Origin of the sequence: Apilactobacillus kunkeei DSM 12361 = ATCC 700308, assembly GCF_001281265.1 — a bacterium.
GTDB lineage: Bacteria > Bacillota > Bacilli > Lactobacillales > Lactobacillaceae > Apilactobacillus > Apilactobacillus kunkeei.
Genome location: NZ_JXDB01000009.1, coordinates 68,437 through 80,819, shown reverse-complemented (window position 1 = coordinate 80,819; position 12,383 = coordinate 68,437). Strand labels below are relative to the sequence as shown.

At 38.5% G+C, this 12,383-nt stretch carries 22 protein-coding genes; 21 read left to right on the top strand and 1 reads right to left on the bottom strand.

Annotated features, from left to right (window positions below; all coding sequences use genetic code 11):
* Positions 1–12: 12 nt before the first annotated feature.
* A complete protein-coding gene (locus tag RZ79_RS07355; RefSeq protein ID WP_054450332.1) occupies positions 13–672 on the bottom strand; it encodes a prepilin peptidase in 660 nt (219 codons plus the stop codon).
* 172 nt (positions 673–844) lie between these two features.
* Between RZ79_RS07355 and rpsL the strand changes: the two genes are divergently transcribed.
* From rpsL to rplR, 21 genes are all read left to right on the top strand, one after another.
* Complete coding sequence (gene rpsL, locus RZ79_RS05125; RefSeq protein ID WP_034531492.1) at positions 845–1,258, top strand: 30S ribosomal protein S12; 414 nt, start codon at positions 845–847, stop codon at positions 1,256–1,258.
* A gap of 40 nt (positions 1,259–1,298) precedes the next feature.
* Entirely contained in the window at positions 1,299–1,769 is a 471-nt protein-coding gene (gene rpsG, locus RZ79_RS05120) for a 30S ribosomal protein S7 (protein ID WP_034531493.1), read from the top strand.
* Positions 1,770–1,876: 107 nt separating this feature from the next.
* Positions 1,877–3,967 carry an elongation factor G gene (gene fusA / locus RZ79_RS05115; RefSeq protein ID WP_041152918.1) on the top strand — a complete coding sequence of 697 codons (2,091 nt, stop codon included), beginning with the start codon at positions 1,877–1,879 and terminating at the stop codon, positions 3,965–3,967.
* A 400-nt stretch (positions 3,968–4,367) separates the two neighbouring features.
* A complete protein-coding gene (gene rpsJ, locus RZ79_RS05110) occupies positions 4,368–4,676 on the top strand; it encodes a 30S ribosomal protein S10 (protein ID WP_034531495.1) in 309 nt (102 codons plus the stop codon).
* Positions 4,677–4,710: 34 nt separating this feature from the next.
* A complete protein-coding gene (gene rplC / locus RZ79_RS05105) occupies positions 4,711–5,346 on the top strand; it encodes a 50S ribosomal protein L3 (RefSeq protein WP_034531496.1) in 636 nt (211 codons plus the stop codon).
* Positions 5,347–5,363: 17 nt separating this feature from the next.
* Positions 5,364–5,987 (top strand): 50S ribosomal protein L4, encoded by a 624-nt coding sequence (gene rplD / locus RZ79_RS05100; protein ID WP_034531497.1) that lies wholly within the window; start codon positions 5,364–5,366, stop codon positions 5,985–5,987.
* The gene (gene rplW / locus RZ79_RS05095) at positions 5,987–6,274 is read left to right on the top strand and encodes a 50S ribosomal protein L23 (protein WP_034531498.1); all 288 of its coding nucleotides are present in this window, start codon (positions 5,987–5,989) and stop codon (positions 6,272–6,274) included. The genes rplD and rplW overlap by 1 nt, the downstream gene beginning before the upstream one ends.
* A 25-nt stretch (positions 6,275–6,299) precedes the next feature.
* On the top strand, positions 6,300–7,139 hold the full coding sequence (gene rplB / locus RZ79_RS05090) for a 50S ribosomal protein L2 (protein WP_054450330.1): 840 nt from the start codon (positions 6,300–6,302) through the stop codon (positions 7,137–7,139).
* A 63-nt stretch (positions 7,140–7,202) separates the two neighbouring features.
* Positions 7,203–7,478: a 30S ribosomal protein S19 gene (rpsS, locus tag RZ79_RS05085; RefSeq protein ID WP_034531502.1), complete on the top strand. Its 276-nt coding sequence runs from the start codon at positions 7,203–7,205 to the stop codon at positions 7,476–7,478.
* Between the two features lie 16 nt (positions 7,479–7,494).
* A complete protein-coding gene (gene rplV, locus RZ79_RS05080) occupies positions 7,495–7,842 on the top strand; it encodes a 50S ribosomal protein L22 (protein WP_034531503.1) in 348 nt (115 codons plus the stop codon).
* A gap of 12 nt (positions 7,843–7,854) precedes the next feature.
* Positions 7,855–8,526, top strand: coding sequence for a 30S ribosomal protein S3 (gene rpsC, locus RZ79_RS05075; RefSeq protein WP_034531504.1), 672 nt, complete (start codon positions 7,855–7,857; stop codon positions 8,524–8,526).
* Positions 8,527–8,528: 2 nt separating this feature from the next.
* On the top strand, positions 8,529–8,963 hold the full coding sequence (gene rplP, locus RZ79_RS05070; protein ID WP_034531505.1) for a 50S ribosomal protein L16: 435 nt from the start codon (positions 8,529–8,531) through the stop codon (positions 8,961–8,963).
* On the top strand, positions 8,953–9,147 hold the full coding sequence (rpmC, locus tag RZ79_RS05065; RefSeq protein ID WP_034531506.1) for a 50S ribosomal protein L29: 195 nt from the start codon (positions 8,953–8,955) through the stop codon (positions 9,145–9,147). Before rplP ends, rpmC begins: the two co-directional genes overlap by 11 nt.
* 24 nt (positions 9,148–9,171) lie before the next feature.
* Positions 9,172–9,432: a 30S ribosomal protein S17 gene (gene rpsQ / locus RZ79_RS05060; protein WP_034531507.1), complete on the top strand. Its 261-nt coding sequence runs from the start codon at positions 9,172–9,174 to the stop codon at positions 9,430–9,432.
* Between the two features lie 52 nt (positions 9,433–9,484).
* Complete coding sequence (gene rplN / locus RZ79_RS05055) at positions 9,485–9,853, top strand: 50S ribosomal protein L14 (protein ID WP_054450328.1); 369 nt, start codon at positions 9,485–9,487, stop codon at positions 9,851–9,853.
* A gap of 32 nt (positions 9,854–9,885) precedes the next feature.
* Positions 9,886–10,194 carry a 50S ribosomal protein L24 gene (gene rplX / locus RZ79_RS05050; RefSeq protein ID WP_034531511.1) on the top strand — a complete coding sequence of 103 codons (309 nt, stop codon included), beginning with the start codon at positions 9,886–9,888 and terminating at the stop codon, positions 10,192–10,194.
* A gap of 28 nt (positions 10,195–10,222) precedes the next feature.
* Positions 10,223–10,765: a 50S ribosomal protein L5 gene (gene rplE / locus RZ79_RS05045; RefSeq protein WP_034531513.1), complete on the top strand. Its 543-nt coding sequence runs from the start codon at positions 10,223–10,225 to the stop codon at positions 10,763–10,765.
* A gap of 18 nt (positions 10,766–10,783) precedes the next feature.
* Positions 10,784–10,969: a type Z 30S ribosomal protein S14 gene (locus RZ79_RS05040; RefSeq protein WP_034531514.1), complete on the top strand. Its 186-nt coding sequence runs from the start codon at positions 10,784–10,786 to the stop codon at positions 10,967–10,969.
* A gap of 33 nt (positions 10,970–11,002) precedes the next feature.
* Entirely contained in the window at positions 11,003–11,401 is a 399-nt protein-coding gene (rpsH, locus tag RZ79_RS05035) for a 30S ribosomal protein S8 (protein ID WP_034531516.1), read from the top strand.
* Between the two features lie 31 nt (positions 11,402–11,432).
* Positions 11,433–11,972 carry a 50S ribosomal protein L6 gene (rplF, locus tag RZ79_RS05030; RefSeq protein ID WP_034531517.1) on the top strand — a complete coding sequence of 180 codons (540 nt, stop codon included), beginning with the start codon at positions 11,433–11,435 and terminating at the stop codon, positions 11,970–11,972.
* 54 nt (positions 11,973–12,026) lie between these two features.
* On the top strand, positions 12,027–12,383 hold the full coding sequence (gene rplR / locus RZ79_RS05025; RefSeq protein WP_080695536.1) for a 50S ribosomal protein L18: 357 nt from the start codon (positions 12,027–12,029) through the stop codon (positions 12,381–12,383).

Below are 12,383 nucleotides of genomic sequence, written 5' to 3'. Positions count from 1 at the left end.
GAATAGCGGTTGCTATTTTTTTATACATAGAAACATCAAATAGGATAAATATATAAATGGAATAAACGGGATTTTACCACTGATTTGTTTAATAAACGGATAGGCAAATAGTGCGAAGAGACTTGCAACAAAGATAATTAATAGAATGTGGTTACCGATTAATAGAAACAAAATCGCAAACAGATCAATATCTGCTTCACCGATAAAGTGGAAGTTGTAGTTTAAAAGATAGAAGAAAAAATAAATCGGCATTAATATCAAAATTCTAGAGAATGGGAGAGCAAAAATAAAAACAATTAATAACAGTGAGTGTAAAATAATACTTGAAACCATTTGCTTGTGCATATCTTCTAGACTTAAGTAGAAAAGATAGACAATGATAAGCAATGGCAGCATACTTCTGGTTTCAATAAATATTAATGGAAAGATTGTTCCTAAGAAGACTTCGTTTACAAACGAGAAGCTCGAGTAGGTATTATGACAGTACCTGCATCTACCATTATTGAGTAGATAAGAGAAGATAGGGACTAAATCAATCACTTCTAGTCGATGTTTGCAGACATCACAATGGGAAAATCCGACCAAACTTTCTTGATGTTCTAGTCGATAGAATAGGGCAGTGAGAAATGATCCAAAGGAAGAGCCCAGGATAAATAAAATGAATAAAAACATATTTAAAACCTCCAATAATATTCACGAAAGAATTCTTAAGTTTCATTGACACAAATATGACGTCGTGATAATATTATTAAGTGCTTATTCATCCGGTGAACTTTTACATAAAAAAGAACCACCTGGATGTGTGGACTTAAAAATAAATTTTTTTGGAAGGAGGAATTTTTAGATGCCTACTATTAACCAATTAGTACGTAAAGGTCGTCATTCTAGAAGTTCTAAATCAAAAGCCCCAGCTTTAAACCATGGGTACAACAGTTACAAGAAGAAGCAAACTAACAACCCTGCTCCTCAAAAACGTGGAGTAGCTACCCGTGTTGGTACTATGACTCCAAAGAAGCCTAACTCAGCTCTACGTAAGTACGCCCGTGTTAGACTTTCAAACTTGATTGAAGTTACTGCATACATTCCTGGTATTGGTCACAACCTTCAAGAACATAGTGTTGTTTTAATTCGTGGTGGTCGTGTTAAGGATTTACCTGGGGTACGTTACCACATCGTTCGTGGTGCTCTAGATACTGCCGGTGTTGCTGACCGTCGTCAAGGTCGTTCAAAATACGGTACTAAGAAGCCTAAAGACTAAAACATTTATTCCGCTATAAGAAAACAAGGAGGATTTTTAAATGCCAAGAAAAGGAAATGTTCAAAAACGTGAAGTTCTTCCTGATCCAATCTACAACTCAAAATTGGTTTCAAGCTTAATTAACCGTTTGATGTTAGATGGTAAGAGAGGAACTGCATCAGAAATTTTATATGGTGCATTTGATCTTATTAAGAAAGAAACTGGAAATGACCCAGTTGACGTATTCGAAGAAGCTATGAACAACGTTATGCCTGTACTAGAAGTTAAGGCTCGTCGTGTTGGTGGATCAAACTACCAAGTTCCTATCGAAGTACGTCCTGACCGTCGTGTTACTCTAGGTTTACGTTGGATTGTAAACTACGCACGTCTACGTGGTGAACACACAATGGTTGAACGCCTAGGTCGTGAACTTATGGATGCTGCTAACAACACAGGTGCTTCAGTTAAGAAACGTGAAGACACTCATAAGATGGCAGAAGCTAACCGTGCATTTGCTCACTACCGTTGGTAAAATAAACGTACAAACTTATTTGTACATTTAATGAGTGGCTAATGTGTTATTATATTAGCCACTTTTTTACAAAAGAGATTTATTTTTGAGAGGAGAAACTTTTTATAATGGCTAACAAACGTGAATTCCCATTAGAAAAAACTCGTAATATCGGTATCACTGCTCATATTGATGCCGGTAAGACTACTGCTACTGAACGTATTTTGTACTACACTGGTAGAATCCACAAAATTGGTGAAACTCATGATGGTGCTTCACAAATGGACTGGATGGTACAAGAACAAGAACGTGGTATCACTATCACTTCAGCTGCTACTACTGCACGTTGGAAAGATACTCGTATCAACATCATCGATACTCCAGGACACGTGGACTTCACTGCCGAAGTTGAACGTTCACTACGTGTTCTAGATGGTTCAATTACTATCTTGGATGCTGCTGCTGGGGTTGAACCTCAAACAGAAACTGTTTGGCGTCAAGCTTCAGAATACGAAGTTCCTCGTATCGTATTCGCTAACAAGATGGATAAGCTAGGTGCTGACTTCGAAGCTTCTGTAGAATCTCTACACGAACGTCTAGATGCTAACGCACACGCTATCCAAATTCCTATCGGTAAGGAAGATACTTTCCAAGGTGTTATCGACTTAGTAGAAATGAAAGCATACATCTACGATCTAGATGAAAATGGTTCAAACTATGATATCGTTGATATTCCTGATGAATACAAAGAAAAAGCTGATGAAGCACGTGCTAACTTAATCGAATCACTTGCTGACATCAACGACGGAATCATGGAAAAATACCTTGAAGGTGAAGAAATCTCTGTGCCTGAAATCAAGGCTGCCATCCGTCAAGGTACTCTTAACCTAGAATACTACCCAGTATTAGCTGGTTCAGCATTTAAGAACAAGGGTATCCAAATGTTAATGGACGCCGTATTGGACTTCTTACCATCACCACTTGATGTTCGTCCATACAAGGCTACTGATCCTGAATCAGGTGAAGATATTGAACTTAAAGCTGATGACAACAAGCCATTTGCTGCCCTAGCATTTAAGGTCGCAACTGACCCATTCGTTGGTCGTTTAACTTTCATTCGTGTATACCAAGGTACTCTAGAATCAGGTTCATACGTTCTTAACGCAACTAAGGACAAACGTGAACGTGTTGGTCGTTTACTACAAATGCACTCAAATGATAGAACTGAAATCCCAGAAGTATTCTCTGGTGATATCGCTGCCGCTATTGGTTTGAAGAACACCACTACTGGTGACTCACTAACTGATCAAAAGCACCCATTACACCTAGAATCAATGGTATTCCCAGATCCAGTTATTTCTGTGTCTGTTGAACCTAAGACTAAGGCTGACCAAGATAAGATGAACATTGCCCTACAAAAGCTATCAGAAGAAGATCCTACATTTAAGGCTGAAACTGATAACGAAACTGGTGAAACTATTATCGCCGGAATGGGTGAACTTCACTTGAACATCATCGTTGACCGTATGAAACGTGAATTCAAGGTTGAAGCTACTATTGGTCAACCACAAGTTGCCTACAGAGAAGCATTTACTAAGCCAACTAAGGCTCAAGGTAAATTCGTTCGTCAATCTGGTGGTAAAGGTCAATATGGTGACGTTTGGATTGAATTTACTCCAAATGAAACTGGTAAAGGTTTCGAATTCGAAAATGCTATCGTTGGTGGGGTTGTTCCTCGTGAATACATTCCTTCAGTTGAACAAGGTCTAAAAGAATCAATGGAAAACGGTGTTCTAGCTGGTTACCCATTGATTGACGTTAAGGCTAAGTTATATGATGGTAGTTACCATGATGTCGATTCATCAGAAGCTGCATTTAAGGTTGCTGCATCATTAGCATTAAGAAATGCTGCTAAGTCAGCTGGCCCAGTTATCCTAGAACCAATCATGAAAGTTGATATCGTGGTTCCAGAAGAATACATGGGTGATGTTATGGGACAAGTTACTGCACGTCGTGGTAACGTTGATGGTATGGAAGTTAGAAACAAAGCTCAACTAATCCATGCTATGGTTCCACTATCAGAAATGTTTGGTTACGCAACTACATTGCGTTCAGCATCTCAAGGTAGAGGTACTTTCTCAATGACATTCGATCACTATTCACCAGTTCCAGCCGCAGTTCAAGAAGAAATTATTGAAAAGAACGGTGGAAGCAAGTAATTAGTGTTTCTAAATTAAGAAGTGTTGATTAATTTCAACGCTTCTTTTTTTACATAGAAAATTTAGTTATTAAAAACAATTTAATTCAATAATTTAGTTAAATGATCATATAAACATAATTATTGCAGAAAAAATAAAAAATTTTCAAATTTTTTAAAAAAGTTTTATTGAGAAAAAACGAAAATATTTTTAATAAAATGAGTGAAAACCCTTGAAACACCGCAGAAAATCTAGTATTATATACAAGTACCTGTTCGAGGGGTTAGTATGCTCTCAAGCAGATATGAGAAAAGCGTTGATGTGGGAGGTTGCGACACACCCGGCCACTTTGTCATGAAGGGTGCGCCGGTAATTTCCACGGAGTTAGTCGTATTTAAAATACAGACGAGGAGGGAAAATAATGGCAAAGCAAAAGATTCGTATCCGTTTAAAGGCATATGAACATCGTACTTTAGATCAATCAGCTGAAAAGATTGTGGCTACTGCGCAAAGAACTGGTGCTAGTGTTTCTGGTCCAATTCCATTGCCAACAGATAGAACTGTTTATACTGTTCTAGCTTCACCACATAAGTTTAAGAAGTCACGTGAACAATTTGAAATGTTGACTCACAAACGTCTTATCGACATCTTAAACCCAACACCAAAAACAGTTGATTCACTAATGAAGCTTGATTTACCAAGCGGTGTTGATATCGAAATTAAACTATAATTAATCAAAATTACAATATATCGGAGGTGTACTCATGACCAGAAAAGGAATCTTAGGTAGAAAAGTCGGAATGACTCAAGTTTTCACTGAAAACGGTGAATTAGTACCAGTTACTGTTGTAGATGTAACTCCAAACGTTGTTCTACAAACTAAATCAACTGAAACTGATGGATACAACGCTATCCAACTTGGTTACGAAGACAAACGTGATGTTTTAAGTAACAAACCAGAAAAAGGTCATGTAGCAAAAGCAAATACAAATCCTAAGCGCTTCATTAAAGAAATCAGAGATGTTGAGCTTAGCGATTACAATGTAGCAGACGAAATCAAGGCAGACATTTTTGAAGCCGGTGACATCGTAGATGTAACAGGTATTACAAAGGGTCATGGTTACCAAGGTAACATTCATAAAGATGGTCAAGCTAGAGGTCCTGAAACTCACGGTTCTAGATACCACCGTCGTCCTGGTTCACTTGGTGTAATTATCAACCGTGTTACTAAGGGTATGAAATTACCAGGTAGAATGGGTAACAAACAAGTTACTATTCAAAATCTTGAAGTAGTTAAGGCTGATGTTGACAACAACGTAATCCTAATTAAGGGTAACGTTCCTGGTGCCAACAAGTCATTCCTAACTGTTAAATCTGCAGCTCGCGGATCACAAAAATAAGAAAGGAGGAACCATAAATGACAAGCGTAGCATTATACAAACAAGATGGTAGTAAGAACGGAAATGTTGAATTAAACGATGAAATTTTTGCTATCGAACAAAACGACAGTGTTGTATTTGACGTTGTTTTGATGCAAAGAGCATCAATGCGCCAAGGTACACACGCTGTAAAGAACAGAAGCGCTGTTAGAGGTGGTGGTAAGAAGCCATGGCGTCAAAAGGGTACTGGACGTGCTCGTCAAGGTTCAATCCGTTCACCACAATGGCGTGGGGGTGGAATTGTCTTCGGACCAACTCCTCGTTCATACAGCTACCACTTACCAAAGAAGGTTAGCCGTCTAGCTATCAAATCTGTTCTATCAGAAAAGGTTGCTAACGACAACTTCGTAGTTGTTGACTCATTAAGCTTTGATGCTCCTAAGACTAAAGACTTCTCAGAAGCACTAAACAAGCTAAATGCTTCAACTAAGACATTAGTAGTCTTGGAAGAAGACAACAAGAACGCTGTATTATCAGCTCGTAACCTAAAGAACGTTGAAATTGTTTCAGCTAAAGGTTTAAACACATTGAGCGTTGTAAACAGTGACAAGATTGTCATCACAAAGGCTGCTCTTTCTCAAGTAGAGGAGGTGCTCGCATAATGGAATCACGTGATATTATCCTACGTCCCGTTATTACAGAACAATCAACTGCTATGATGGACGAAAAGAAATACACTTTTGATGTTGACTTACGAGCAACTAAAACACAAGTGAAGAACGCAATTCAAGACATCTTTGATGTTAAAGTTGCAAACGTAAATATTATGAATCTTAAAGGTAAGCTAAAGCGCCAAGGTCGTTTCTCAGGTTACACTAAGAAGCGTCGTAAGGCGATCGTTACTTTATCAAACGATTCAAAAGAAATTAACTTATTTAGCAATAAATAAAATATCAATTTAGGAGGAAAACACCGTGGCTATTAAAAAATACAAGGCAACCAGTAATGGTCGTCGTAACATGACTAGCATTGACTACAGTGTTTTGACTACTTCAAAACCTGAAAAGTCATTATTGGCTCCTAAGTCACACACTGCTGGTCGTAACAACTATGGTCATATGACTGTTCGTCACCGTGGTGGTGGTAACAAGAATCAATACCGTATTATTGATTTCAAGCGTAACCATGACGACGTTGATGGTATCGTTAAGACTATTGAATACGATCCAAACCGTACTGCTAACATTGCGTTAGTTGTTTACACTGACGGTATCAAGTCATACATTCTAGCACCTAAGGGTCTAAAAGTTGGCGACAAGGTTCAATCAGGACCAAACGCTGATATCAAACCAGGTAATGCATTAGCATTGAAGGATATCCCTGTAGGTACTGTTATTCACAATATCGAATTAAAACCAGGTAAGGGTGGACAATTAGTTCGTTCTGCTGGTACTTCAGCTCAACTATTGGGTAAGGAAGGAAAATACGCACTAGTTCGTCTAGCATCAGGTGAAGTTCGTATGATTCTTTCAGTTAACCGTGCAACTGTTGGTAGCATTGGTAACGAAGAACACTCATTAGTTAACATTGGTAAAGCTGGTCGTAACCGTTACAAGGGCCAACGTCCACACGTTCGTGGTTCTGTAATGAACCCTAATGATCACCCTCATGGTGGTGGTGAAGGTAAAGCTCCAGTTGGTTACCCATCACCATTATCACCATGGCACAAGAAGACTGTTGGTAAGAAGACTCGTAGTAAGAAGGCTCGTTCCAACAAGTTCATCGTTCGCCGTCGTAAGGGATCAAAGATGTAATAAATTAAGTTATACCTTCGGGTATACACTTCCCTATACTGATTTTGAAGAGGAGGTTTCATAATGTCTCGTAGTTTAAAAAAGGGACCTTTTGCCGATAAGCATCTTTTAAAGAAAATCGATGCTCAAAAAGACCAAGACAAGAAAGACGTAATCAAGACATGGTCACGTCGTTCAACAATCTTCCCTAGTTTCATTGGCTACACTATCGCTGTTTATGATGGAAGAAAGAACGTTCCAGTTTATATTCAAGAAGATATGGTAGGTCACAAACTAGGTGAATTCGTACCAACTCGTACTTTCCATGGACATGGAAACGACGATAAGAAAACTGTTTAAGCAAGGAGGATAACAAATGGCTGAACAAGTTACATCAGCAAAAGCTACTGCTAGAACTGTTCGCATTGCCGCACGTAAGGTCCGCCTTGTAGTTGATCTTATTAGAGGTAAAAGCGTTTCAGAAGCAGCTGCAATCTTGAAGTTCACTCCAAGAGGAGCTTCACCAGTTGTTTCAAAAGTTTTAATGTCAGCTGTAGCAAATGCAGAAAATAATTTTGATTTAGATCGTGAAGACTTGGTAGTAAGCGAAGTTTTTGTTAATGAAGGACCAACTTTAAAACGTTTCCGTCCAAGAGCAAAAGGTTCTGCTTCTCCAATCAACAAACGTACTAGTCATATCACAGTTGTAGTATCAGAAAAATAGGAGGGATTAGCCGTGGGTCAAAAAGTAAATCCTACTGGATTACGTGTCGGAGTTATTCGCGATTGGGACGCAAAATGGTACGCTGAAAAAGCTGACTTTGCTAACGATCTTAACGAAGACCTAAAAATCCGTGAATACATTAGTAAGAGACTCGCTGACGCTTCCGTATCAAGAGTTGTTATCGAACGTGCTGCAAAGCGTGTTAACGTTTCAATTCACACTGCTAAACCAGGTATGGTTATCGGTAAAGGCGGATCAGAAGTCGAAAATCTTCGTAAAGAATTAAACAATTTAACAGGTAAGAGAGTTCACATCAACATCATCGAAATCAAGAAACCTGATTTAGATGCAAAACTTGTTGGTGAAAACATTGCTCGTCAATTGGAAGGCCGTGTAGCATTCCGTCGCGCAATGCGTCAATCAATGCAACGCTCTCGTCGTGCCGGTGCTAAGGGTATCAAAACTCAAGTTGCTGGTCGTCTAAATGGTGCAGATATGTCACGTGTGGAAGCATACGCTGAAGGAACTGTTCCATTGCATACACTAAGAGCAGACATCGATTACGCTTGGGAAGAAGCTCACACTACTTACGGATCAATTGGTGTAAAAACTTGGATCTACCGTGGTGAAGTTTTACCACAAGCAGTTAACGATGCTCAAGAAAACGATAAAGGAGGGAAATAAACATGCTAGTACCAAAACGTGTTAAGTTCCGTCGTGAACACCGTGGTAAGTTACGTGGTCATTCAAAGGGTGGAAACACTGTTTCATTCGGTGAATTTGGTTTACAATCAATCGATTCACATTGGATCACTAACCGTCAAATCGAAGCTTGTCGTATTGCTATGACAAGACATATGAAGCGTGGTGGGAAAGTTTGGATTAAGATTTTCCCTCACAAGTCATACACTGAAAAAGGTGTAGGGGTTCGTATGGGTAATGGTAAAGGTTCTCCAGCAGGATGGGTTGCTCCAGTTAAACGTGGAAAAGTCCTATTCGAAGTTGGTGGAGTTTCTGAAGAAGTAGCTCTAGAAGCTTTACGTTTAGCTTCAGCTAAACTTCCTGTTCGAACAAAGATTATTAAACGTGAGGAAGTAGGTGGCGAATCAAATGAAGGCTAAAGAAATTAATGAACTAACCACTGCTCAAATGCATGAAAAAGAACAAAGCTATAAAGAAGAACTATTCAACCTTCGTTTTCAATTAGCTACTGGTCAATTGGAAAACACTGCAAGATTGAAGCAAGTTCGCAAGAACATTGCACGTATCAAAACTGCTTTGCGTCAACAAGAACTAAACAAATAGAATACGATAGGAGGTCAATGTAATATGGAACGTAATATGCGTAAGGTCTACAGAGGCCGTGTTGTTTCAGACAAGATGGACAAAACCATCACTGTTGTTGTTGAAACTTACAAAACACATCCTACTTACGGAAAACGTGTTAAGTACTCAAAGAAGTACAAGGCTCATGATGAAAACAATGAAGCTAAAATGGGCGATGTTGTAGAAATTATGGAAACACGTAAGCTATCAGCTACTAAGAATTTCCGTCTAGTTAATATCGTTGAAAAAGCTGTTATTATCTAACATAAGAATTTTATCGTATTCTGAGTAAATACCGGAAGGAGGGTATTAGCTAATGATTCAACAAGAAAGTCGTTTGAAAGTTGCTGATAACTCAGGTGCTCGTGAACTTTTAACTATTAAAGTTTTAGGTGGATCAAGCAGAAGATATGCAGGTATCGGTGATATCGTTGTTGCTACTGTTAAACAAGCAACACCAGGTGGCGTTGTCAAAAAGGGTGACGTTGTTAAGGCTGTAATCGTAAGAACTAAGTCAGTATCACGTCGTGCAGATGGTTCATACATCCGTTTCGATGAAAATGCTGCCGTACTTGTTCAAGATGATAAAAGTCCAAAGGGAACTCGTATTTTCGGACCAGTTGCACGTGAACTACGTGACAACGAATTCATGAAGATCGTTTCTCTAGCCCCTGAAGTACTTTAATTAATCAATGTCAACCAAGGAGGTGCCAAGAAATGTTTATTAAAACCGGTGACAAAGTTCGCGTTATTAGTGGTAAGGATAAAGGTAAAGAAGGTACTGTTACCAAGACTATCGCTTCAAAAGATCGCGTAATCGTTGAAGGCATTAACATTGTTAAGAAACATCAAAAAGCTTCACAAGCTAACCCACAAGGTGGCATTAATGAAGTTGAAGCTCCTATTCATGTTTCAAACGTTATGTTAATTGATCCATCAACTAACGAACCAACTAAGGTTGGATTCAAAATTGAAAATGGTAAGAAAGTTCGTATTTCTAAAAAATCAAACAAATCAATCGATTAAAATTTAATTGAAAGGAGGATACCTTTCCATGTCAAACCGTTTACAAGAAAAGTACAAAAATGAAATTACAAAAGCATTAGTTGAAAAGTTTAACTACTCTTCAGTTATGCAAGCTCCAAAAATTGAAAAGATCGTTCTAAACATGGGTGTTGGTGACGCTGTTACTAACGCTAAGAACTTAGACGAAGCTGTTTCAGAATTAACTCTAATTTCTGGTCAAAAACCTCTAGTAACTAAGGCTAAGAAATCAATCGCCGGCTTCCGTTTACGTGAAGGTATGTCAATTGGTGCCAAAGTTACTCTACGTGGTGAACGTATGTATGACTTCTTAGACAAGTTAGTTAACGTTTCATTACCACGTGTTCGTGATTTCCATGGTGTTAACAACCGTTCATTCGACGGTCGTGGTAACTACACTCTAGGTGTTCGTGAACAATTAATTTTCCCAGAAATTAACTACGATAACGTTAACCGTGTACGTGGATTAGATATCGTTATTGTTACAACTGCTAACACTGACGAAGAATCCAAAGAATTGTTAACTCAATTCGGTATGCCATTTGCAAAATAATAGGAGGGTATAAATAATATGGCTAGAAAAGCATTAGTTGTAAAAAGTGAACGTCCTGCTAAATTCTCAACAAGAAATTACACTCGTTGCGAACGCTGTGGTAGACCTCATTCAGTTTACAAGAAGTTTCATTTATGCCGTCTATGCATCAGAGATCTTGCGCACAAAGGCCAAATCCCTGGTATGAAGAAGGCAAGTTGGTAAAATTAACTATAATTAGATAGGAGGTCTACGTTAATGTCCATGACAGATCCAATCGCTGACTTATTAACTAGAATTCGTAACGCCAACATGGCTCGTCACGATTCAGTTGAAGTTCCAGCTTCAAAAATCAAAAACAACATTGCTGAAATCTTAAAACGTGAAGGTTTTGTTCGCGATGTTGAATACGTTGAAGACGACAAACAAGGCGTTATCCGCGTATTCCTAAAATATGGTAAGAACAATGAACGTGTTATCACTGGTTTGAAGCGTATTTCAAAACCTGGTCTACGTTCATACGTAAAATCTGATTCAATTCCTAAGGTATTAAATGGTTTAGGTATTGCAATTATCTCAACTTCTGAAGGTGTTATCACTGATAAAGAAGCTCGTGCTAAAAAAATTGGTGGAGAAGTATTAGCTTACATTTGGTAATACTTTTTGCTTGAATTGGAGGTGTAATGAAATGAGTCGTATTGGTTACAGAAAGATTGTTTTACCTGAAGGTGTTGAATTATCAACTGAAGGTAACAACGTAACTGTTAAAGGTGCTAAGGGTTCACTAACTCGTGAATTCTCACCAATTATCAAGATGAACGTTAATGATAACGTTGTAACTTTTGAACCAGCAGTTAGATACGATAACAAGACCCGTGCAATGCACGGTACTATGCGTGCTAACTTAAACAACATGGTTGAAGGTGTATCAAATGGTTTTACTAAGACACTTAAGCTAGTCGGTGTTGGTTACCGTGCTCAAGCTAAAGGTTCTGTCCTAGAATTAAACGTTGGTTACTCCAACCCTGTTGAAATGGAAATCAATGATGATCTTAAGGTTGAAACTCCAGATAGTTTAACTATTACTATCAGCGGTATCAACAAGGAACACGTTGGTGACTTTGCAGCTCGTGTTCGTGCTGTTCGTTCACCTGAACCTTACAAAGGTAAAGGTATTCGTTACGAAAACGAAGTTGTTCGTCGTAAGGAAGGTAAGACAGGTAAGTAATGAGTTACATCTCATTGCTTAACTATTTTAATTAATATTTAAGAGGTGACTATTTTGATTAATAAACCAGATAAAAACAAGACACGTCAACGTCGTCACTTGCGTGTCCGTAACAAAATCTCTGGTACTGCTGTGTGCCCACGTTTGAACGTTTACCGTTCTAACAAAAACATCTACGCTCAAGTTATTGATGACGTAGCGGGTGTTACGCTTGCTAGTGCCTCAACTCTAGACAAAGAAGTTAACGGTTCAAACAAGACTGAACAAGCATCATCTGTTGGTGCTTTAGTTGCCAAACGTGCCGTTGAAAAAAATGTTAAAAATGTTGTTTTCGACCGTGGTGGTTACTTATACCATGGACGTGTACAAGCTCTTGCTGAAGCTGCACGTGAAAACGGACTAGAATTTTAA

What these genes read in the sequence shown, in the direction of transcription:
- rpsS (WP_034531502.1), top strand. Translation starts at nt 7,203, where the DNA reads ATGTCTCGTAGTTTAAAAAAGGGACCTTTTGCCGATAAGCATCTTTTA.
- rpsG (WP_034531493.1), top strand. Translation starts at nt 1,299, where the DNA reads ATGCCAAGAAAAGGAAATGTTCAAAAACGTGAAGTTCTTCCTGATCCA.
- rplN (WP_054450328.1), top strand. Translation starts at nt 9,485, where the DNA reads ATGATTCAACAAGAAAGTCGTTTGAAAGTTGCTGATAACTCAGGTGCT.
- rpsQ (WP_034531507.1), top strand. Translation starts at nt 9,172, where the DNA reads ATGGAACGTAATATGCGTAAGGTCTACAGAGGCCGTGTTGTTTCAGAC.
- RZ79_RS07355 (WP_054450332.1), bottom strand. Translation starts at nt 672, where the DNA reads ATGTTTTTATTCATTTTATTTATCCTGGGCTCTTCCTTTGGATCATTT.
- rplD (WP_034531497.1), top strand. Translation starts at nt 5,364, where the DNA reads ATGACAAGCGTAGCATTATACAAACAAGATGGTAGTAAGAACGGAAAT.
- rplC (WP_034531496.1), top strand. Translation starts at nt 4,711, where the DNA reads ATGACCAGAAAAGGAATCTTAGGTAGAAAAGTCGGAATGACTCAAGTT.
- rplW (WP_034531498.1), top strand. Translation starts at nt 5,987, where the DNA reads ATGGAATCACGTGATATTATCCTACGTCCCGTTATTACAGAACAATCA.
- rplV (WP_034531503.1), top strand. Translation starts at nt 7,495, where the DNA reads ATGGCTGAACAAGTTACATCAGCAAAAGCTACTGCTAGAACTGTTCGC.
- rpsH (WP_034531516.1), top strand. Translation starts at nt 11,003, where the DNA reads ATGTCCATGACAGATCCAATCGCTGACTTATTAACTAGAATTCGTAAC.
- rpsJ (WP_034531495.1), top strand. Translation starts at nt 4,368, where the DNA reads ATGGCAAAGCAAAAGATTCGTATCCGTTTAAAGGCATATGAACATCGT.
- fusA (WP_041152918.1), top strand. Translation starts at nt 1,877, where the DNA reads ATGGCTAACAAACGTGAATTCCCATTAGAAAAAACTCGTAATATCGGT.
- rpsL (WP_034531492.1), top strand. Translation starts at nt 845, where the DNA reads ATGCCTACTATTAACCAATTAGTACGTAAAGGTCGTCATTCTAGAAGT.
- rplF (WP_034531517.1), top strand. Translation starts at nt 11,433, where the DNA reads ATGAGTCGTATTGGTTACAGAAAGATTGTTTTACCTGAAGGTGTTGAA.
- rplX (WP_034531511.1), top strand. Translation starts at nt 9,886, where the DNA reads ATGTTTATTAAAACCGGTGACAAAGTTCGCGTTATTAGTGGTAAGGAT.
- rpmC (WP_034531506.1), top strand. Translation starts at nt 8,953, where the DNA reads ATGAAGGCTAAAGAAATTAATGAACTAACCACTGCTCAAATGCATGAA.
- rplE (WP_034531513.1), top strand. Translation starts at nt 10,223, where the DNA reads ATGTCAAACCGTTTACAAGAAAAGTACAAAAATGAAATTACAAAAGCA.
- rplP (WP_034531505.1), top strand. Translation starts at nt 8,529, where the DNA reads ATGCTAGTACCAAAACGTGTTAAGTTCCGTCGTGAACACCGTGGTAAG.
- RZ79_RS05040 (WP_034531514.1), top strand. Translation starts at nt 10,784, where the DNA reads ATGGCTAGAAAAGCATTAGTTGTAAAAAGTGAACGTCCTGCTAAATTC.